The 22,016-nt window shown below is 38.3% G+C and carries 22 protein-coding genes; 3 read left to right on the top strand and 19 right to left on the bottom strand.

From position 1 onward, the window contains the following. Positions 1-5: 5 nt before the first annotated feature. Positions 6-455, bottom strand: coding sequence for a redox-sensitive transcriptional activator SoxR (gene soxR / locus ABN256_RS10360; RefSeq protein WP_072069134.1), 450 nt, complete (start codon positions 453-455; stop codon positions 6-8). Between the two features lie 110 nt (positions 456-565). Here soxR and ABN256_RS10355 point away from each other — a divergent pair, with 110 nt between their 5' ends. From ABN256_RS10355 to ABN256_RS10345, 3 genes are read left to right on the top strand one after another with little or no spacing between them, the layout of a single operon-like run. Beyond that, positions 566-988 carry a DoxX family protein gene (locus tag ABN256_RS10355; RefSeq protein WP_115350297.1) on the top strand — a complete coding sequence of 141 codons (423 nt, stop codon included), beginning with the start codon at positions 566-568 and terminating at the stop codon, positions 986-988. 45 nt (positions 989-1,033) lie between these two features. Then, on the top strand, positions 1,034-2,140 hold the full coding sequence (locus ABN256_RS10350; RefSeq protein WP_340893987.1) for an efflux RND transporter periplasmic adaptor subunit: 1,107 nt from the start codon (positions 1,034-1,036) through the stop codon (positions 2,138-2,140). Between the two features lie 12 nt (positions 2,141-2,152). After that, entirely contained in the window at positions 2,153-5,236 is a 3,084-nt protein-coding gene (locus ABN256_RS10345) for a MexW/MexI family multidrug efflux RND transporter permease subunit (RefSeq protein ID WP_197269829.1), read from the top strand. A 91-nt stretch (positions 5,237-5,327) separates the two neighbouring features. Here ABN256_RS10345 and ABN256_RS10340 read toward each other — a convergent pair whose 3' ends face one another. The 18 genes from ABN256_RS10340 to ABN256_RS10255 all read right to left on the bottom strand — a co-directional run bounded on the left by ABN256_RS10340 (position 5,328) and on the right by ABN256_RS10255 (position 21,986). Then, on the bottom strand, positions 5,328-6,638 hold the full coding sequence (locus ABN256_RS10340) for a protein-tyrosine phosphatase family protein (RefSeq protein ID WP_349439456.1): 1,311 nt from the start codon (positions 6,636-6,638) through the stop codon (positions 5,328-5,330). A 206-nt stretch (positions 6,639-6,844) separates the two neighbouring features. Beyond that, positions 6,845-7,171 (bottom strand): DMT family transporter, encoded by a 327-nt coding sequence (locus ABN256_RS10335; RefSeq protein WP_349439455.1) that lies wholly within the window; start codon positions 7,169-7,171, stop codon positions 6,845-6,847. A gap of 82 nt (positions 7,172-7,253) precedes the next feature. Next, on the bottom strand, positions 7,254-7,670 hold the full coding sequence (locus ABN256_RS10330) for a DMT family transporter (RefSeq protein ID WP_196554547.1): 417 nt from the start codon (positions 7,668-7,670) through the stop codon (positions 7,254-7,256). A 35-nt stretch (positions 7,671-7,705) separates the two neighbouring features. Further along, positions 7,706-8,404: a hypothetical protein gene (locus ABN256_RS10325; RefSeq protein ID WP_196554548.1), complete on the bottom strand. Its 699-nt coding sequence runs from the start codon at positions 8,402-8,404 to the stop codon at positions 7,706-7,708. 17 nt (positions 8,405-8,421) lie between these two features. Beyond that, entirely contained in the window at positions 8,422-9,009 is a 588-nt protein-coding gene (locus tag ABN256_RS10320) for a phosphate propanoyltransferase (protein ID WP_425355545.1), read from the bottom strand. Between the two features lie 56 nt (positions 9,010-9,065). After that, complete coding sequence (locus ABN256_RS10315) at positions 9,066-9,569, bottom strand: BMC domain-containing protein (RefSeq protein ID WP_196554550.1); 504 nt, start codon at positions 9,567-9,569, stop codon at positions 9,066-9,068. Positions 9,570-9,582: 13 nt separating this feature from the next. After that, positions 9,583-10,533 carry a choline TMA-lyase-activating enzyme gene (gene cutD, locus ABN256_RS10310; RefSeq protein WP_164526794.1) on the bottom strand — a complete coding sequence of 317 codons (951 nt, stop codon included), beginning with the start codon at positions 10,531-10,533 and terminating at the stop codon, positions 9,583-9,585. Positions 10,534-10,632: 99 nt separating this feature from the next. Beyond that, positions 10,633-14,061, bottom strand: a complete 3,429-nt coding sequence (gene cutC / locus ABN256_RS10305; protein WP_349439454.1) for a choline trimethylamine-lyase — start codon at positions 14,059-14,061, stop codon at positions 10,633-10,635. Positions 14,062-14,117: 56 nt separating this feature from the next. Then, positions 14,118-15,266 (bottom strand): 1-propanol dehydrogenase PduQ, encoded by a 1,149-nt coding sequence (locus ABN256_RS10300; protein WP_349439453.1) that lies wholly within the window; start codon positions 15,264-15,266, stop codon positions 14,118-14,120. A gap of 7 nt (positions 15,267-15,273) precedes the next feature. Beyond that, positions 15,274-15,537 carry a EutN/CcmL family microcompartment protein gene (locus ABN256_RS10295; RefSeq protein WP_036934514.1) on the bottom strand — a complete coding sequence of 88 codons (264 nt, stop codon included), beginning with the start codon at positions 15,535-15,537 and terminating at the stop codon, positions 15,274-15,276. 26 nt (positions 15,538-15,563) lie between these two features. Continuing rightward, entirely contained in the window at positions 15,564-17,231 is a 1,668-nt protein-coding gene (locus ABN256_RS10290; protein WP_349439452.1) for an acetaldehyde dehydrogenase (acetylating), read from the bottom strand. 73 nt (positions 17,232-17,304) lie between these two features. Continuing rightward, positions 17,305-17,583, bottom strand: a complete 279-nt coding sequence (locus tag ABN256_RS10285; RefSeq protein WP_006536328.1) for a BMC domain-containing protein — start codon at positions 17,581-17,583, stop codon at positions 17,305-17,307. A gap of 14 nt (positions 17,584-17,597) precedes the next feature. Then, entirely contained in the window at positions 17,598-17,882 is a 285-nt protein-coding gene (locus tag ABN256_RS10280) for a BMC domain-containing protein (RefSeq protein WP_006536329.1), read from the bottom strand. A 20-nt stretch (positions 17,883-17,902) separates the two neighbouring features. After that, the gene (locus ABN256_RS10275) at positions 17,903-18,181 is read right to left on the bottom strand and encodes a BMC domain-containing protein (protein WP_004249182.1); all 279 of its coding nucleotides are present in this window, start codon (positions 18,179-18,181) and stop codon (positions 17,903-17,905) included. A gap of 754 nt (positions 18,182-18,935) precedes the next feature. Continuing rightward, complete coding sequence (locus ABN256_RS10270) at positions 18,936-19,454, bottom strand: FidL-like protein (RefSeq protein ID WP_196554555.1); 519 nt, start codon at positions 19,452-19,454, stop codon at positions 18,936-18,938. Further along, a complete protein-coding gene (locus tag ABN256_RS10265; protein ID WP_196554556.1) occupies positions 19,454-20,308 on the bottom strand; it encodes a transcriptional regulator in 855 nt (284 codons plus the stop codon). Before ABN256_RS10265 ends, ABN256_RS10270 begins: the two co-directional genes overlap by 1 nt. A 26-nt stretch (positions 20,309-20,334) precedes the next feature. Beyond that, entirely contained in the window at positions 20,335-20,922 is a 588-nt protein-coding gene (locus tag ABN256_RS10260) for a TetR/AcrR family transcriptional regulator (RefSeq protein WP_072069149.1), read from the bottom strand. A 332-nt stretch (positions 20,923-21,254) separates the two neighbouring features. Next, positions 21,255-21,986 carry a hypothetical protein gene (locus ABN256_RS10255; protein WP_349439451.1) on the bottom strand — a complete coding sequence of 244 codons (732 nt, stop codon included), beginning with the start codon at positions 21,984-21,986 and terminating at the stop codon, positions 21,255-21,257. Positions 21,987-22,016 lie beyond the last annotated feature (30 nt).

Here is a 22,016-nt window from a genome sequence, read left to right as displayed (position 1 = left end):
ATTCATTATAGGATCTGTGCTCCTGCACCTTTCTCACCTAAAATGTCGTCTGGATTACGTAATGGGCAATCACTTAACGATAAACAACCACAGCCAATACAGTGGTCAAGCCCGTTACGTAATCGTTTAAGACGACGAATACGTTCATCTAGTCGCACTTTCCAATCCGTTGATATTTCGTGCCATTGTTCTGCCGTTAATTTACTATTTGGTGGATACTTTCCTAATATTTCTTGGATTTCTTTTAATGGAATTCCCGTACTTTGAGCCGCTTTGATAATTGCCACATAACGTAATACAACAGGTGGGTAACGTCGCTGATTACCTGCACTTCGATAACTTTCAATTAAACCTTTTTCTTCATAAAAATGAAGCGTCGAAATAGCAACACCACTACGCTTTGCCACTTCACCGACTGTAAGTGCTCTATTGAAATCTATTTTCTCTTTTTCCATATTTTCCTCTTGACCTCAACTTAACTTGAGGTTTTATAGTCCTCTCCTCAAATTAAGTCAAGCCAGAGGGATGCTGGTTTTTGTTTTTTAAGATTGTTGAGGTCAGGTGAATGCCAAATTCAATTGCACGTATTCTCGAAAGCCATTCTTTATGGTTTATCGCTAGATTACTTATTCTTGTTTTATTTCTTTCTTCTGGCTTTGCCAAAGTCTTTGATTACGAGAATAGTTTGGTGGAAATGCGCGCTGCGGGATTGAAACCTGATTGGTTTTTTAATATTGCCACTGCGATCGTCTTATTTTGTGGCTCACTTTTGGTGCTTTTTGATCGCTATCTATGGCTAGGTGCTGGCGCTTTAGCTGTCTTTTTATTTTTAACTATTGTGATTGTTCATACCTTTTGGGATATGACGGGAGATAAAGCCATGCTGTCGATGTTTTTTGCAATAGAGCATCTAGCCGTTATTGGCGGATTAATGACCACAGCAATGGCAAGTCATTTCAGAGCGTTATGGAAAAAAACTAACGCATAAAACCATAAAAAATAGAAAAACAGTCACTATGAGACCAACAATAATATGAATAAAAAACTTACTCTTACTATATGTACCTCACTCTTTTTACTCAGTGCAGGTGCAGCAGTTTATGCAACAACATCATCTGATGAAGATGCATCACAGCAATTTGCTTACCCGCCCACTAAAGTGGCATTAGCAACCGTACAATCATCAAAATTACCAAATAATATGCAAGGTGTTGGGGAATTAGAAGCAGCACGCCAAGTCTATTTAGCGGCTGAAACCAATGGCCGTATTGCCGTGATTAATTTTGAGTCAGGGCAAACTGTTAAAGCCGGCCAAGTTTTAGCTAAATTAAATGATGAACCTGAACAAGCGGAATTATTGCGTTTACAAGCACAATTAACTAACGCAGATAAACTCTATTCCCGTACAAGACAGCTTTATAGTAAAAATGTCGCAGCCGCCGCGCAATTAGACAGTACATTATCTGAGCGCGATATGATTGCCGCATCCATTCGTGAGGTAAAAGCACGAATTGCACAAAAAGCAATAAAAGCACCTTTTGATGGCATTGTCGGGATCAAACTTGTTCATGAAGGACAGTACCTCAATGCAGGTGAACGTGTTGCATCTTTAGTCGATGCGAGTCATTTAAAACTCAATTTCTCACTTGATGAGCAAGCTGCTCCCAAAGTTTTCGCAAAACAGCCCATTAATATCGAGGTGGATGCTTACCCAGAGATGGTATTTACAGGCTCTATTAATGCCGTCGATCCTCTTATTGGCCCTTCTCGTACTGTACAAGTACAAGCAGTTTTACCTAATACTGATAACAAATTAAAAGCGGGCATGTTTGCTCGAGTACAAGTTACTTCTCCAGATAGTCCTATGGTATTAACCGTACCAGAAACGGCAGTTACTTATACTGCCTATGGAGATACCGTGTTTGTAGCGCAATCTGACAATCAAAAAAACCTTATCGCTAAGCGTGTCTCTGTGAAAGTTGGATTGCGCTACAACGGCATGATCGAGATAAAAGAAGGCTTAGCGCTTGGTGATCAAATTGTCTCATCTGGCCAAATTAAATTAAGTGATGGCATTTCAATTGAGCCTATTGAGCAAGACACCTTAGCGCTCGCTCAATCTGCGACAACAAAACCATAACGGGAGTTAATAATGAAGTTTACCGATATTTTTGTTCGGCGACCTGTTTTGGCATTAGTTGTTAGCACACTAATCCTTTTACTGGGCGCATTTGCGTTCAGTAAACTACCCGTTCGCCAATACCCAATGTTACAGAACTCAACGATTACGATTGCAACAGATTATCCTGGCGCTTCGTCTGAGCTTATGCAGGGATTTGTTACCCAACCAATTACACAATCGGTTTCTTCTGTTGAGGGTGTTGATTATATTTCTTCATCTTCAGTACAAGGTAAAAGTTTAGTCACTGTTCGAATGGAGTTAAATCGTGATCCGACTCAAGCCTTAACGCAAGTTATGGCGAAGGTTAATCAAGTTCGTTATAAGTTGCCAGAACAAGCTTATGATCCGGTGATTGAGCTTTCATCAGGAGAATCTACAGCCGTAGCTTATGTGGGTTTCTCAAGTGAACAGCTTTCTATTCCCGAACTTACAGACTACCTTTCTCGCGTTGTTGAGCCGATGTTCTCATCCATTAATGGTGTTGCTAAAGTACAAGTATTTGGTGGTCAACAATTGGCCATGCGCTTATGGTTAGATGCAGATAAATTAGCAGGCCGTAACTTAACAGCTAGCGATGTCGCAAATGCAGTTCGCCGTAACAACTATCAAGCGGCGCCAGGAAAAGTAGAAGGCGAATTTGTTATTGCTAACGTTTATGTCAATACTGATTTAACTAATGTCGAAGAATTTAAAGATATGGTTATCTCTAATGATGGTAACAATCTTGTCCGTTTACGTGATATTGGTACTGTCGAGCTAGGTGCCGCGGCCACTGAAACTAGCGGTATTATGAATGGTAAAAAAGCCGTATTTTTAGGTTTATTCCCGACACCAACAGGTAATCCACTTGTGATTGTTGATGGCATTAGAGATCATCTAATTGATATTGAAAAAACCTTACCGCCTAGTGTCGATGTAGAACTGGCATTTGAAACTTCACGTTTTATCAAAGCCTCTATTAATCAAGTAGTACAAACGTTAATTGAAGCAATTTTAATCGTTATCGCGGTCATTTATCTCTGTTTAGGATCATTTCGTTCAGTTCTTATTCCTGTACTTGCCATTCCTTTATCGATGCTAGGTGCTGCCGGATTAATGCTTGCTTTTGGCTTTAGTATTAACTTACTCACCTTGCTAGCAATGGTTTTAGCCATTGGACTCGTTGTAGATGATGCCATTGTTGTTGTTGAAAACGTCCATCGACACATTGAAGAAGGGCTATCACCTGTTCAGGCAGCATTAGTCGGAGCAAGAGAAGTTGCCGGCCCTGTTATTGCAATGACAATTACATTAGCTGCCGTTTATGCGCCAATTGGTTTAATGGCTGGATTAACAGGTGCATTATTTAAAGAATTTGCCATAACGCTGGCAGGTAGTGTGATTGTTTCTGGCATTGTGGCATTAACTTTATCCCCTGTGATGAGCTCATTAATGCTAAAACCAAAAGAAAATGAAGGAAAAATGGCTAAAATGGCTGAGCTTGTTTTCGATAAGATGGCTCACTACTATGGTTATGTCCTTAATTTTTCTTTAGCTAATCGCTGGTTAACCGTTGTTTTCGCCTTAGCTGTGTTTGTCAGCTTACCGTTTTTATATAGTCAGACAAAACAAGAGCTGGCACCTTCAGAAGATCAGGCGAGTGTATTAACTGCTGTGAAAGCGCCACAACACGCAAATCTTGCCTATGCTGAGCGCTTTAACCAGAAACTTGATGAAATTTATATGAGTTTGCCTGAAACAGACAGCACATGGATAATTAATGGTACTGATGGCCCGTCAGCGAGCTTTGGTGGTATTAACTTTGATGGCTGGGATTTACGTGATCGCAACGCAGATCAAATACAAGCTGATTTGCAAAATCGCGTCAATAATGTGGAAGGTACCAGTATTTTTGCTTTCCAATTAGCTTCTCTACCGGGCTCAGTGGGGGGATTGCCTGTACAAATGGTGCTACGCAGCCCATTAGGTTATCCCGTTTTGTTTGAAACAATGGAACAAATCAAGCAACAAGCCAGAGAAAGTGGCCTATTTGTCGTAGTAGACAGCGATTTAGATTACAACAACCCCGTTGTTCAAGTAACGATAGATAGAGCGAAAGCCAATAGTTTAGGCATTCGTATGCAGGATATTGGTGAATCACTCTCACTATTAGTAGGTGAACACTATATTAATCGTTTTGGCATGGATGGTCGCTCTTATGACGTTATTCCACAAAGTGTACGCCATCAACGTTTAACGCCTGCGGCTCTTGCTGAGCACTATATTCGTACTCAAGATAATGTGTTAATTCCATTATCAACCGTTGTAAATATTACGACACAAGTTGAGCCTAATAAGCTTACGCAATTTAATCAACAAAATGCAGCGATTTTCCAAGCAATCCCCGCCCCCGGCGTTACCATGGGGCAAGCGGTCGCTTTTTTAGATAATGTGGCAAATTCATTACCTGCGGGCTTTAGTCATGATTGGCAATCTGATTCTCGCCAATTTACCCAAGAAGGAAATACCTTAGTCTTTGCCTTTATTGCCGCGCTTATTATTATTTACTTAGTGTTAGCTGCGCAATATGAAAGCTTAGTCGATCCGTTGATTATCTTAATTACCGTACCATTATCTATTTGCGGTGCATTAGTGCCATTAGCTTTAGGTATGGTGACATTAAATATCTACACTCAAATTGGTTTAGTCACACTAATAGGACTTATCAGTAAGCACGGCATTTTAATGGTGGAATTTGCTAATGAATTGCAAGTTCATAAAAACCTAAACCGTCGTGATGCAATTATTGAAGCAGCAAAAATCCGCTTACGTCCTGTATTAATGACCACGGCGGCAATGGTTATTGGGCTTATCCCACTGTTATTTGCCAGTGGTGCAGGCGCGAATAGCCGCTATGGATTAGGGCTAATTATTGTGTCAGGTATGTTAGTCGGCACACTGTTTACTCTGTTTGTATTACCAACGATGTATAGTTTTTTAGCGCGAAACCATCAAGTCAGCGCTCAAACTGAGCGTCAAAAACAGTTACAGCAAATCCGAGAGCAGCAAAACTAAAAAAATAAAAAAATAAAAAACAGTAATGTCGTAAAACTAATCCCCATTGTGAATACAATGGGGATTGTTATACTGATTTTTTGAAAAAATATTATTTCATTTTAATATCATCATTGAGCAACGGGATATTATTTGCTATTGCAAACTTAATTAGCTCAGCAATTTGTTCAGGCTGATAAAGCGTATGGACACTGCGCTTTTCCCTTAGATCAGTGATAATACTTTCTAAGCTTTTTTCTTTTTTATTTCCTGCCTCTATCATTTTCATCATTTCCATTAAAGCAATAAATTCCCCTGTTCTTCCTAATCCAGCAAGGCAATGGACAGCGATATTTTCTTCTGTCGGTTTTATTTTTAAATGACCACCAACAGTATCAATTGTATTTTTTAATTTTTCCGCATCTATTCCTGTATGATCTTTCCAATCATAAATATGCACAAATTTTATTTCTTTCTTTTCATCACTATTTTTTTTATTCAATGATTTAATGTATGCTTTGCAATCTAAGCACTCTAACTTTGCTCTATCTTTATTTAATTCCAAACATCTAGTACCACTAGATTGTATATTACCTAAATCTAAATTCTCTCTAAAATATTTAAAATCACTCTTATTACATCCATCATAAAATGATGAGAGTTTATTTTTAATATCATAATTTGATGCTAAGATATAAACTGTTTTTATACCTTTATCAAATAACATATGATAATAGTTATTTAAACTCTCTTTGTTATTTAATGGGTATTGGGATGCAATAGTCATATGAGGAGAGTTAGAAACACTAACCTTATTTGCAGGTAATACAACATCACCTACTTTAATTAAAGTATCTTTACAATACGCTATGTTATTATATATAGCATCGTTAACAGTTTGATAATTATCATTCTTATACTTATAATGTTTTAAATTATCAAATAACCTTATCGCTTTTTCATTATGTTCATCTGTATTGAAACAATTTTTAACGACGTCTAAAAAAGCACTTTTCTTGCTATCTAATCTAACCTTTTCATTAGATTCTTGTAGGTTAAAACTCAGTAGGTTAACTCCAGCATTTGTTCTTCTTGCTAGTAATCCAGACCTATCTGAAGTATGACTAGACGTTTGATATATTGGTGAATTTATTGGTGGTTTGGGTGGTAATGGAGGGGAAAGGCTATTATTATTATTTGATTGATTAGATATTAATATATCCCCTGAGAATGTCGATAATTCAGAAGAATTAGCAGCTATCATTCTTTGTGCTAAATTAGGTGTTTTCGATTTTTGATCCGTATTATTAATATGACTAATACTAGTATGAGGAGTATTATTTTGTTTAACATAACTCGTTTCAGCACGTCTATCTACTTCCCTAACATTTGGACCACCCAAATTTTTTAATATTGAAAACATATTTATTCCTTTTATAATTTACATTTAAATAAAAACCTCCAAATATTATATTCACTCAAAATTTAAAATATAAAAAAAACATCTTTTTATAGTTAATGTTCATTTTAAAAAAACACAAAGAAATTATAAAAATGCCGATACTGTTTAATAACACATCGGCATTTTAGTTAAAAAGGTGAAATAAATATCTAATTTATAATGTTAGCTTACATCGTTGAGAATGTATTCATAATTATCCCACCAGAGATAATCAATGCCATAGAGAATATAGCCGGTAAATCGGGTTTTTGTTTATATAAAATCATCGCAACTAGTGTCACGCCCACAATACCAAATCCACACCAAAGTGAATACGCTACACCCACAGGAATATATCCCATAGCGCGGGTTAAAGCGAAATAACAAATACAGTAAGCAGCAATCACTAAAACAGAAGGGGCTAATTTACTAAAACCATCGGTCTTTTTAATCATTGACGTACCAGTGATTTCAGAACCGATAGACAGCGCCAGCCATAAGAATCCGGTAAACATAATTGTTATCCTTATTTATTTTAATAAATACTTATTTATCAAAAAATAGTTTTATTAAAAAATAGATTTATTGAAAATAGATTTATTTATTCACTGACGATGCAGCCTGTTTAATATTAGGCGTTTCGCTTGCTTCTTCTTCCTCTTCTTCTGATCCCATTTTCGAGAAGAGATTCATAATTACAATACCACTGGCAATAACGGCCATACCTATCATTGCCGCAGTATCAGGATGTTGACCATAAAACAACATACCTAAAGAAGAAACTACTAATATACCTGTACCAGACCATGTTGCATAAGCTAAACCAACTGGAATGTTTTTCACTGCACGTGATAATGAGTAATAACAAATAACATAAAGAACAACAATTAAGCCTAATAATAATGTTTTAGTTGTACCTTCACTATTATCAAACATTTTTAAGGTAGAGGTTGCTGAGGTTTCTGAAATAATAACCGCCAGCATCCAAAGCCATGATTTAGCTTTTGGTGACATAATAAGACTCCTGAGTTATCAGATATAATTTAATATTAATTTTTTAAACTTTTTAAATATTCAATAGCAGAATCTGTCAATTTATCTTGTGATAAACAGTATTCTCCAGGCTTATTCATTACTTCATTTAAAGTAATATAGCGATTGTTATTTTCTTTCTTTATTTCAGGATAACATTCAGTTTTTTTATTATGATTATTATCAATTAAGTGACTCTCTATTTCATTGATGGAATAAAAAGAAACGCCTAATAATTTTAATCGATTAATATTTTCCTGAATAAGCAGGTTGTACTCTTTATTTTTATTTAAACCTAAAATCTCATTTAATTCACTTTCTGGTTGGCAAAAATATGGGAGAGCCATAACGGGAATATTTTGAGTTAATGCTGAATGAATTAATTCTCCTTCTTCACTCATTGATAACCCGTTAATAATTTCACCCACCAGCTTTTTATCGAAATAGGGAACGAATAAAGCGTGATAAGAAGATAAATTATTAACATCAAACTCGTCCGCTTTATGTATATCACCTAGATGACGCCATTTCGACAAATCATGGCTCTCTTGTGCCGGTGTTGTGACAAATAGAGAAAATCGAATATGAGAAAAAGTATTGATACGTTGACAAATTTCATCTTGGTATCCCGGTGCAGGAGTAAGTGCTAACAACACCGATTTTTTCATTCTTTTTTCTATTTCAGCAACAATCCTTTCTATTAACTGAGCATCCATTACGTCACCTCATTGTCTTAGCTGACAATAAATACACTATCGTTATTGCGAAGCCCGGCAGCATTAGCCTCATCAGTATCTATATGAAATTCCAAAGCAAACTTCTCATTAACACGAACAATGACTTCATCAAAAATCAGACTACGCTCACCTTCTGTTTTAACGTGTACTTTTTGCCCATTGGTGACATTTAGCATTCTGGCGTCAATTTCACTCATATGAATATGACGTTGTGCGCAAATGACTTGTTCTTTTAACTCAACATGACCCACAGGCCCCATTAGAACAGCATTGCCAGAACCAACTAAATCACCCGATTCACGTACTGGTGCCTTTACACCTAATGCAAAACAGTCAGCTTTTGAAATTTCTAATTGGCTTTGTGGACGAACAGGCCCTAAAACACGAACTTTACTGATAGAGCCTTTTGGCCCCACAACCATCACACACTCTTTTGCTGCAAACTGACCCGGTTGTTTAAGATCTTTAAACGGAGTGAGTTGATAACCTTTGCCAAATAATGCTTCAACATCTTGTTGTGAAAGATGCACATGCCGATTAGAAATACCAACAGGGATTGCCATTCCTTGCGTCTCCCCCGACATCACGCCATGTGCAGGCAAACGAGAGAGGATTTTTCCCATGATTTGTTGATTAATCATTATTTTTTACCTTTACGGCCTTCTGGTTTGATCTCTTTCTTACTACTTTGTACTTTGTCTGTCGCAACTTTAGTTTCAGCGACAATATTTTGAGCCTGTAAATCTGCAACTGCTTTTGTCGTCTCTAGCTTCTCAACTTCGTTTTTAACAGGAACTTCAACGATTGTTTCAACAACTGTTTCAAGAGCAATTTCTGGCGTTTTTTCAGTAACAATTGGGGCTTTTTTCTTACTTTTTATGGTCAGTAATTTGGTGATAACACTTGGTTCTGGTCTTGCAATAACTAATGAACCAATAACCAGCTCTTTTTGGCTAACCACATCAACACCATGATCAACCGCAGTCCTTACTGCACTGATCTCACCTTGAAAGCAGACAGATACCAAGCCAGATCCTACTTTTCGGTATCCAATAATTTCCACATTTGCCGCTTTACAAGCCGCATCTGCCGCTTGAATGGCGGCGGTTAATCCTCGTGTTTCAATCACACCTAAACTGTTCATCTTTCTCTCCTACTTAGTGACGGACAAGACGGATATCGAAATCAAATTTCTTAAAGAAGGCTTCTAAACTGTCTAGCTCTTCTGGTGTATAACTAGGATCGTTTTTTATTGGGTAGATCATTTCCAATTTTTCGTATTTATTACGCCCAAACTGATGATAAGGAAGAATATCAATACGCTGAATATTGCCGCGTTTTGATAGCTCCATGGCGTAATTAATTGCTCCTGTAATTGCATCATAAGAGTCGTTATAACCACGGACTAATGGCATGCGAATAACCACATTGGCACCGAGATCCATTAAACGTTCTAAATTACGACGGACATTTTCATTACCGACACCAAACAACGCTTTATGCTGAGCTGTATCAATGTGTTTGATATCAATCAGAAATTGATCAACAACTTCCGCTAATTTTTCATAATTCGCCACATTAGTGGTCGCTTGCGTCTCCACAGCGGTATTGATCATCATCTTTTTACATTCTCGTAGAAGCGCAACCGCAAAATCAGTTTGTAAACTCATTTCACCGCCACCGATTGTGACGCCCCCCCCTGAAGAGATGTAAAAGTCATAATCTTGCATGATGATTTTCATTAGTTCAGAAACAGAAACATCTTTTCCCATAATATCAAGGGCATCTGAGATACAGACTTCTTCACATTTACGACAACCAATACAATCAACAGCGCGATCAACACGATGAACTTGTTTACCACTTTCATTGGTTGTCATGTAGTGCACCCCCGCCGGACAAACATCAACGCATTTACCGCAATCTACGCATTTGTCGTGAGAGTACATCACCTGAAACTCACTGCTGAGACCTTCTGGATTGGAACACCAAGGGCAGCGGATATTACAGCCTTTTAAGAAAACGAGAGTACGAATACCATCACCATCATAAATAGAGTATTTCTGGATATTAAATATCCGCCCTCTTATTTCTGCTGCCATTTCCATCTTTACGCCTCCAAATCTGCATCAAACATCCCTGTTCGATAAATTTAAATCTTGTCTTGTCGATTAAAGGGATAGCCTGCACTATCCCTATGGCTGTAATTAGAATTTCTCAATTACAGTACGACTGATAATTTCATCCTGAACTTCTTTACATAATTCAACGAAGTAAGCACTGTAGCCAGCAACACGGACAATTAAGTCACGGTATTTTTCAGGCTCTAATTGCGCTTTTTTCAGTACTTCATTATCGACATAGCTAAATTGCATCTGGCCGTTACCCAAAATGGAAGCCGTTCTTAATAAGGTAATTAAACCTTGGCGACCTTCATTGGTATCTAACAAACCTTTCAGGAATTTGAAGTTATGAACCATACCGATATTCATGGTTTCAACATTCATTTTACTGATTGATTTAATAATCGCTGTTGGGCCATGTTTATCCGCACCTTGTGTTGGGCTGATACCATCTGACAATGGTTTCCATGCAAAACGACCATTTGGAGTCGCTGCGGTTAACTCACCAATTGGCGTATTGTTAGAGATAGACAGCGTACCGTGGCTCAAAGTGGAGTAGAGCATTTTGTATTTACGACATTCACGCTCAGTCCATTCCGTAATATCCAGCGCATATTGGTCAACAACATCATCATCGTTACCAAACTTCGGTGCATTTAAGCAGTCACGTAATAACTCATCATGACCTTCAAAGTTAGCTAGTAGCGCATCACGGATTTGCTCTAAGGTGTATTTTTTATCTTCATAAACAAGTTTGCGAATAGCCGCCATTGAGTCCACATAAGTCGCTAAACCTGAGAAGATAAGACCTGGACCATGGTTAACCATTGCACCACCCGCAGTGACGTCTTTACCTTGTTCCATACAGCCTTCAACCAGCAGAGACATTAATGGTTTTGGTGCAACATCACGGTGAACACGTTGGCTGATCACCGTACCAATTGCGGATAAACGAACGATATGTGCAACTTGCTCTTTTACAGCGCGATCGAAATCTTCATAAGTACGCAGGTCGCGTAAATCACCGGTATCTAAACCTTGATAGCTATCAAACAGCACCATACGACCACGGTTTAATACAAACTCAATTGCAATAGGCCATTGGGTGTAACCCGTTGATGTCCATTGATAAATACGACCTGATTTTTGTGGCTCAACACAACCCATCAAGCAGTAGTCTCGCGCATCTTCGAAATCGAAGCCTTTACGCAACATCATCTTGATATGAGAATCATCGAAGTGGCATGCAGGGAAGCCCATACCCGCTTTAACTACATCCACAATTTTTTCCATATATTGCTGTGGAGATTGGTTATGAATACGACATGCTAGTGATGGTTGATACACTTTCACAAAGCGCACTGCATCCATAATCAGGTAAGTTAAGTCGTTACACGCGTCGCCACCAGAGCGTTTTTGTCCACCGATAGTTAAGTTGATAAATGGCTGATAACCTGCGAAATACTTCGCTCCTAGCTCACTCGACATCCACATTAACTCAGCACATTTGATGATAAAGGCTTGCATCATTTCCAGTGCTTGTTCACGTGTTAAACGACCTGATTTGATATCGTTTTCATACATTGGGAAGCAGTATTGGTCTAAGCGACCTAAAGAAAGACCCGTTTGGTTTTCTTCAACTTCAAACAGTGACTCTACAGTCCAAATACTTTGCAAGGCTTCTTGCAGTGTTTTTGGTGGATTAGCTGGTACATTTTCGTTAACTTGAGCAATCGTCAGTAACTCTTCACGACGTTGAGGATTGCTCTCTTTTGATGCTAATTCACGCGCATGTTCTGCAATACGATGTGCATAAGCAATCACACCTTCACAGCTTTCAATAGACGCTTTATAGAAATAGATACGGTCGATATCAGCAGGGTTTTCCATGCTTAATTCAGCCAGTTTTGCTTGCGCATCGGCTTTAATACCGTTCATACCTTTAGTGAAAAGCAATACGTCATAACCTGGGCAAGTATCGCCACCACCATTAATTTGGTGATAAGAAAGGTCACTGACAAAGGTTTCACCACTAAATTCCCACACACCTGCTTCGCGATATTGTGCTTCACAAATTTCATCTAAAGAACGACCTTCCCAGAAGGGAACAATTTCTTCGCGAATAACTTTTTTATCTTCTTCTGAAATTTGGAATGGATCTTGTGGACGCGTGCTCATAGTATCAAGTTCATCACGAACCCAACGCCATGCAATATCAGGAGAGAAAGCACCAGCACGCGGTTTTCCACAAGGATGTCCAACAATCAGCTCTTCATCTTGAATTAAGATAGGTGCCGTTTCACATGCACGACGGAATGCTTTTGCACGCAGTAAAATGGGTGGTAAACCTGGGTTATTACGGACAATTTCAGTAAATGCTAATGCTCTGTAGATGGAAACACTTGGACGTGCTTCTAAATAACGGTTACGTAAGCGTTGTAAGCGAGGCGTTAAACCTTCCATTACTTTGAATTCGCTCGCATCTGCTGTTGGTGCAACAACATTCGCTGAAGGTGCAGCATATTGTGGCTGTGAATTCATACGGCCATTGTATAAACGTACTTGCAGTGAACTGTGTAATGTTGATAGATTAGCGCGCGCTGATAGCAGCATTTCTGATAATTCGTTGATGCTGACTCGCGGATCGTTAATATCAACACCCTGTGTCATAGCATCAAACATTGGATAACCATCAACTTCTTTGGTCGCACGTACTTCGGAAAGCTCTGCTAATTTCAACCAAACACTTTCAACAATTTCATAAGCCTGTGCTTGTGTTAAACGACCTTGGTCGAGATCACGTTGATAGAATGGATATAACGCTTTATCAAATCCCATTGGATTAATGGCGTAGCTACCATTTTCCAGATGTAAGACTAATTGCAGTAAATAGAAAACTTGAACCGCTTCTTTAAAGGTTTCTGCTGGTTTTGCAGGGACTTTACGTAATACCGCAGCACTATCTAATAATTCTGCTTTACGATATGGATTACCTTCCATTGCAGCTAAATTCTCTGCTTTTGCAGACAGAATTTGTGCGAAATAAAGTGCTGCATCACACGCATAAATGGCGGATTTACAAAAATTGGCTTCGTCCATACTGCTACGATTTACGGCACTGCCAATGCTTCTAATTCTGTCTTCAAGCTGTGCTTTGATTGCTAAGAAACCTTGGTTTACCACTAGCATATAATCAGGTGATGCAACGCTATTGTTAATACTTAAGAAACGGTAGATAGAGTCGCTACGCACTTCTTCTTCCGTATGGAAAATCGCGCCGCGTGGTGTTGATGATTGACTGCCGATAATCAATTCATCTTGTGCAATGTAGCTTGGAAAATGACGAATAAATTCATAAAAACGTTGTGCAGGTTTAATCGCTTGAGGCACACCTGCAATATTGCTGTCCAATGAATCAAAAATGGTTGCACGCTCTGTGCTGATGGAGCTATTACGTGAAACTAAACGTTCTGCCAGCATTTTTACGCGTGGCGTCAAAGAATATTTGGCCATGTGAGGCTCTCCTGATGTTCTTTACTTGACCTAATCGGTATTAATTCGGTTGAGCATTAACTGTGTGATACACCGGCAAATGCCTGACGATACAATGTTTCTAATTGGTGTGTGTTTACGTCACGTGGATTTGTCGGCGTACAGCTATCTCGTAAAGCCTGTCCGACCATTTCCGTTAAACGGGCATAAAAGTCCGCTTCACTGACACCGGTATCGCGAATACTCTTCGGCATACCCATTTCATCTTTCAATACATTAATAGCGACGATTAAACTGGTGACCCCTTCTCTTACGGTGTTAGCCGGAAGTCCTAAGCTTTGAGCAAGATAGGCGTAACGTTTTGCTGCTTCACTATTACAATCACCATGAAAATTTGCATTAAAAGCAATAACATGTGTCATCAATAACGCATTTGCTCGACCGTGAGGAACGTGGAAGACACCACCTAATGCGTGAGCAAGACTGTGAGTAATACCCAACGAGGCGTTAGTAAATGCCATCCCCGCAATACAAGATGCGTTATGCATTTTTTCACGGGCAAGTAAGTTGTCACCTTGATGATGGCAATCAATAAGATGGCTAAACACTAACTTGACGGCTTTCTCTGCCATCGCATCAGAAAAGTCAGATGCGGCTTTAGAAACATAGGCTTCTAGTGCATGGCAAAGCACATCCATTCCCGTATCAGCAGTAATTGCTGGCGGTACAGACTTCACCAACTCAGGATCGAGAATGGCGACATCAGGCAACATAAACTCATCAACCAAAACCAGTTTTTCACTGCGTGATTTGATCACTGAAAAAGAAGTCACTTCCGAACCCGTACCGCTAGTGGTTGGGATCGCAATAAATTGTGGTTTTGTTCTGTTGCTCTCTTTACGGGTATGCCAGAGGGAGTACATAACGGCTTTCGCGGCATCAATCACTGATCCACCACCGAGTGCGATAACCAAATCTGGATAATGCGCATCCATCATCTTCATACCACTTACGATGGCTGAAATATCCGGATCTGAAGCAACATCATCGTAAACTTGGAACTCGATACCCCGTTGCATTAACTTGTCAGTGACTTTATTTGCAAAGCCAAACTTCACCATTGCTTTATCTGTCACCACAAATGCGCGGCGGGCAGTTAACCCAGAGAGAAAATTCAGTGCATTGGTGCCAAACTGAATTTGGGGTTTTATCAGAAACTCACTCATGTCGTTATTACTCCTTACTGTCCCGATAAACCTTCTCAACAATGGCAACCACTGACATCGCTTTGTAACGTTCTTTGTTCAGTGCAAAATATTCTTCAGCCAACACAACATCGTTGATACCTGCACCCACACTATCCACTGCAACATACGTTTTATTTTTCAGTGGCTTAAGCTCATCATCTAAGGTGGCTATCATTAATAAATTGCTACCTTTAAGTTCTGGGCTTTTCTGTGTCGCTACTACGTGTCCGATTACCTTTGCGAGGATCATGGTTTATATCGCCTTATATCAATGAGTTATTTACTCAGACGTCCGAGAACTTCCTTGATAATGCGTTCCACGTTTTCTTCGGTAATATCACCTTGTTCAACCACTTGTTGCGCACAAGCACTGACCGTCGTTGCATAAGGAGATGCACCAAAGCGATCATCACCTTGAGTTTGACGTTGTGCAGTTGCGCATTCCGCATGAACAGGGGTTAAAGAAGGTGTACGAAAACGGTCATCATCAAGAATGCTGGTCTGGTGATTTGCGCTAGAAACAGAGCAAGCAGAAACAGCAGGTTGAGCAGCTTCTTGTGCTAAAGGACAAGGTTGTTTCAGCTCTTTAACGGTACGCACGCCATAACCTACTTTGCGAATATTCAGTAAGTTCATTGGACCGACATTGTCAGAGCTAGAACCACCACCTACAGCCCCACAGCCTAAAGTTAACGCTGGAGTAATATTAGTGGTTGCACCGATGCCACCTAATGCCGCCGGGGTATTAATCAGAATACGGTTAACCGGTTTTTCTAGAGAGAACTGACGAATAACATCTTCATTTTTGGTATGAATAACCAAGGTATGACCTAAACCTTCATTAGTCAGCAATTGCACCACGCGATCGCACGCTGATTTCCAATCTTCTTCAATATACATTCCTAAGATTGGGCATAATTTTTCGCGTGAATACGGATTTTTTGGTGAAACAGTATCTTGTAATGCGATTAATACACGCGTATTTGCTGGCACACTAAAACCTGCACGCTGACTTAAATAAATCGCATCTTTACCCACTACAGCAGGGTTAATTGTGCCGTTAGCACGCAGTAACATTGAAGCCACTTTGGTTGCTTCTTCATCATTCATAAAGTAAGCACCTTGCGCTAATAGCTCACGGTGAACTTCGTTATAAATGCAACGTTCAACGATAATGGATTGCTCTGATGCACAGATAACCCCATTGTCGAATGTTTTACTGGTGATGATATCGCTCACTGCTTTTTTGATATCTGCACTGCGTTCGATAAAGGCTGGGCCATTACCTGGACCACCACTGATGGTTGGCGTACCTGATGCATAAGCAGCACGTACCATACCTTCGCCACCAGTCGCTAAAATTAATGACACATCTTTGCTGTGCATTAATTCTTTTGTCGCTTCCAGTGTCAGTAATGTCACACCATCAACAATACCTGCTGGCGCTCCAGCCTCTAAAGCTGCTTTTTTAACAATTTCTAATGCACGGAAACTGCACTGTTTTGCATTTGGATGCGGAGAGAAAATAATCGCATTACCCGCTTTCAGTGCAATTAGGGTTTTATAGATAATGGTTGATGTTGGGTTAGTTGAAGGAACTAACGCCGTGATAACACCTAAAGGCACGCCAACATCCATGACTTTTTTCACTTTATCGTCATTGATAATGCCAACGGTCTTCATGTCTTTCATATGTTCATACACACGCAATGACGCGAAGGTATTCTTCAGCACTTTGTCTTCCCACTTACCAAAGCCTGTTTCTTCGTTCGCCATTTTTGCCAACTCTTCTGCATGACGAGCGGCTTCAAATGCAATGTGTTTTACAATACTGTCGATTTTTTCCTGCGAAAATTTAGCATAAACAAGTTGTGCATTTTTCGCGTTACGAACTAGCTCACGAGCCAGTTGTCTGGATTGCAAATCTTTATCTAATGCAACCATGTCTTCCTCCATACAGGAGTTAAAAAATTTAGCTGAATAACTTATTTCTTTGTTTTACAGCACGCCTGAAAAATCAGGCTTTGTGCTGTTGTGCGATTTTCTCGATATCGTTATGCGGTCTTGCAATAACACGAGAAGTCACCACGGTGCCGATACGTTTTGCCGCTTCAACACCTGACTCAACCGCTGCATTTACTGCACCGACATCGCCTTTCACCATTGCTGTCACTAAACCTGAACCGACGTTTTCATAACCAATCAGTTCAACATTGGCTGCTTTGCACATTGCATCAGCAGCTTCAATGCAAGCGACAAGACCTTTGGTTTCAACTAGACCTAGTGCTTCTTTCATATTTATTTCCTTCGTTATTCAGTCACTTTGTACTGGGCAACGATTTTTTGAATATCGTTATGTGGACGAGCGATGACTAATGAAGTCACAACAGTACCAACACGTTGAGCAGCTTCTAAGCCAGATTCCACAGCGGCTTTAACGGCACCTACATCACCTTTCACCATTGCAGTCACTAAACCTGAACCCACATTTTCGTAGCCGATTAACTCAACATTTGCCGCTTTACACATCGCGTCAGCGGCTTCAATACATGCCACCAGCCCTTGAGTTTCAATAAGTCCTAATGCATCACCCATACGTTCTCCTAAGGCAAAAACTATGCCTTGTGTTTGATAACAATTTTGTTGATGTCATTGTGAGGACGAGCAATCACGAGCGATGTAACAACTTCACCCACACGTTGTGCTGACTCCACACCTGAATCCACAGCAGCTTTCACTGCGCCTACGTCGCCTTTCACCATCGCAGTCACGAGACCTGAACCCACATTTTCATAGCCAATAAGTTCAACGTTCGCGGCTTTACACATAGCGTCAGCGGCTTCAATACATGCCACCAGACCTTTGGTTTCGATCAGACCTAATGCATCACCCATTTTCATTTCCTCCGAGAAGCCGTTTAACGGTTTACGTTTGCCCATTGTGTCTGCGTGGTGATTTTTTAAACGCAGACGTTGGTTTCAAAATCACTATAACGCGCAAAAAAGAAAACAAAACATAAATCCATAATATGAACACATATAGAATTTAACTCTATAATTTAGTGTTATTTATCTCTAAATTTATTTAATCATGCTGTTTATTTATTTTTTTCATCGTTATAAGTTTATTAATTTCCACAAAAAATAGATGGAAAAATAGACGAGTTAACTTTGTTAGGAGGATGTTGAAAAGGTGAAAAAAGGCAGTACATATTGGAAGAAAAGATGTGCGAGATATCACTGATATTTCAATGTGAGATCAATAATTGAAAAAGGCTAAATCGAGTCTATATACAAATCGTGCTATTTTGTGTTGATAACGTATTTATTTCATCTAGCTCCTTACAACAGGTATAGAAAAGTGGAAAGGAGCACGCTTTATCTAATATCTATATACAAGGCTTACACGAATAATAAAGTGGGGGGAGGTATCGTTTACTGGAAAGGCACAAACCTACGACTGAGCATTTATGCTTATTTAAGGAAAGCTTTCAGTTTGTACAACAAGAGAAGGTAAAAGAGAGAGAGTCATCACACAATAACAGTGAATATAAGTAAAAGAATGAAGCGTAATAAATTAGATCTTAAAACACTGAAAAGGTGGAAACAGATGTACCCACCTTATAAAAACAAGATTAGATAGGATCAGTTAATCAAATTTACTACCTGGTTTTAAGGTACAAATATAGAGGGGGGAATTGAGCGAACTTAATAGTAAAGTTTTCTCATTAAGCTTTTGTGCATTAATAAATAACCCATCATGACTATCTGACATTTCGCGCATAAAATAATCAAAAATCACATCAGGAGATTCATCAATTGATGATGCACTAGAATCCCATTGACTAACAAAATAGTGACGCTCTGTCGGTGAAACACGCTTGGTCGTATAATCAAATTTCACATAACGTTGTAAATACAACCATCCGGCTTTTGAAGTAGTATAGCCTTCAACAACAATTGATCCTTTACCATTGGCACCAAATGAAAAATGAATATTGCCATTTACATTTTCATCTTCCATATTTTCAAAACGCATAATGCCTTTGGTTGAGCAAACCATGACACCTTCATTTTTAATCGTTAATAATCTTGTTGCAGCATAAGTAGCGACCAAGATAAAAATCAGGGCCGATAAAAAACATAAAAGTTTCCCTGAAATTTTCATTAGTATTTCCAAGAATAGTAAAAGTAATTGTCGCAATAACTAAATGGATTATCTTCGTTCTTTGCACAGTGCGCTAAAAACACTCGCCCCAATCCATTTGTTTGTAATTTATCACCATAAAAGAAAACGAATCGCTCACCTTTCACACACTGTAAATTAAGCTTCTTTCTTACTGCGTCAAAATTGCGAACATAATTATCACTTACTGCAGAATTAATCATAGCTTCATTAGAAAGTAACTCACAATCATTGTGTGTTAATGGTGTCAATGAAATTGGCTTTGATTGATGTTGATTAAAAAAGATGATCACCGCAAGAAATACGGCACCTAATAGAAAACCAATGCTGGCTAAATACCAACAAATTTCTGGTTTTTGTTTTTGTTGCGGTGTTTCTTCTTGTGTAGGCTCTAAAGGTGTTTGCGTTAAAGATAAAGGTGTCGCTGTTTCAACAGCTATTTGATTTTCATCTTTAACTAAAATAGGTGCTTCTTCATTCGTTTGAGTTGAAGGTAATAGCGTTGAGTCATCAATGAGTTCAACTGAAATATCCGGATTAAACTCTAATCGCCCTTTCGCAATAGTGACAATGATATTTTCAATACCATAATGGCGAAATGTTTTTCGTAATAAACTCAAATATTGGTTTAAATTACTGTTTGATGAAACCAGCCCATTATCATCCCAAACACGTTTTAATACTTCATCACGGTTGACCACTCCAGGATGCTGAATAAAATAAAAAAGTAACGCATTTGCGGTAATAGAAAGATGTGTATCAACACTCTCTTTTTCTAATGATATCGCGCCATCCGTTGCGTCGTAATAAATTAAGGCATTTATTTTGTATTTCATTGTGCCCTCATTCATCCTGATTAAAATTACTGATTTGCTGTGTTTGCCATGTAGTCAAATGTCATTTCAGATAATCTTTCAACTAATGCGCTACGCTCCTCTTGTGAGATAGTAGGGCCTTCTGTTAATTCAGATAACCAAAGACCATCTGCGGCATAACGAATTAAAGTACCTAAATAACTATTATCTAATTTATCGCCTTTGGCTAAATGATCTAACATCCAATCTCGCCAGCATTTACGCATAATAGGCTCGTTTGGCATTGCTAAAGACAGTATGGCTAATTGGCGACTTTCGTCTGACTGTTTTAAATCAGAAATATAAGTTAAATATGCGCGAGAAAAACGCCCTGCTTCAATAGGATCATTTTCCATAATAACTGCAATTCGGCTATCCATAATCCCCAATAGCCGTTTAAATACTGCCTGCACTAATTCTAATTTTCCGGGGAAATGATGAAGTAGACCACCTTTACTAACACCCGCTTCTTTTGCTACGGCATTTAAAGAAAGAGAGGCTATTCCTTCATTAGCCACAATAATGCTTGCCGCTTCCAATAATTGCTCTTGAACTCGGATAGGGTCTTTTTTTCGGTGATGTGCAGTTGTATTCATGCATAGGATAATACCGACCAGTCGGTATGTTCCTTATTGATCAAAATCAATCCCTTTTAGACTCGTACTTATTATATGTAAATAATGTAGTTGACTTCACATTCCTTTATTTTTCAATCAAACTTAATTTAAAAAAATAAAATTATTTTACAGATTTGATCTTGATGATAAAGTAATAAATTTCAGATAAGGTGAATTTGATTTTTATCAAAAATCACTGTATTGATTAACTGTTTCATTAATAATGATAAATAAAATAAAGAAATCAATATTAAATTAATCTCTTTATTTAAAATTAAATTTATTTTTTATAAAAATAGAATTAGCATTATTTAAAGAGTATTAAATTTAGTGCCATTTTTAATTTTACTAAGAAACAACCTAAGAAGTTCATCATCTGTTGGAATGGTATCATAACTATTTTCCTCAGATAACGTATCACCAGAAGGTGAAGTATAAATATCCTCCTCATAAAAATCAATAGAATCAAAAACCTCACTATATGTATTATCAACTGTGACTAAGTTATTTTCTTCTATTGATTCATATATATTTTCTTCTGGAATATTTATTCCTTCATATTTATGTTCTTTTGGATTACCTATTTCTTCATATATATTTTCTTCTGGATTTTTTATTTCTTCATATATATGTTTTTCTGGATTATCTGTTGATTCATATCCACTTTCACTTGAATCATATATTGAATTATATCCACTTTCAACTGAACCATATATTGAATTATATTCACTATCAACTGAACCATATATTGAATTACATTCACTTTCATCTGAATCATCCATTTCACATTGGCTATTTAAAAACATTTTTACAGAAGAGAGCGAGCCACCTCCTAAGTGCTTGATATTATTACAGAAATTAACAAGCTCAAACTCATCGGATTTCGAACTTGTTGAAACCTGTCTAAAAGGCGTATTGCTATTAAATAAACCCGTTATACCAGAACTAAGATTAGAGAAAAAATCAACAATGTTATTTATTACTTTCCCTACTCCCGTTGTCAGTTGATTCGCCGTATCTCTAAATATAGAGGCAACATTCATAATATATCCTTATATTAATATCAATCAATT

This window comes from Proteus sp. fly-1008, assembly GCF_040140305.1.
Lineage (GTDB): Bacteria > Pseudomonadota > Gammaproteobacteria > Enterobacterales > Enterobacteriaceae > Proteus > Proteus vulgaris_B.
Note: the sequence above shows the minus strand (reverse complement) of the source record. Positions and strands in the feature narration are given on the sequence as shown.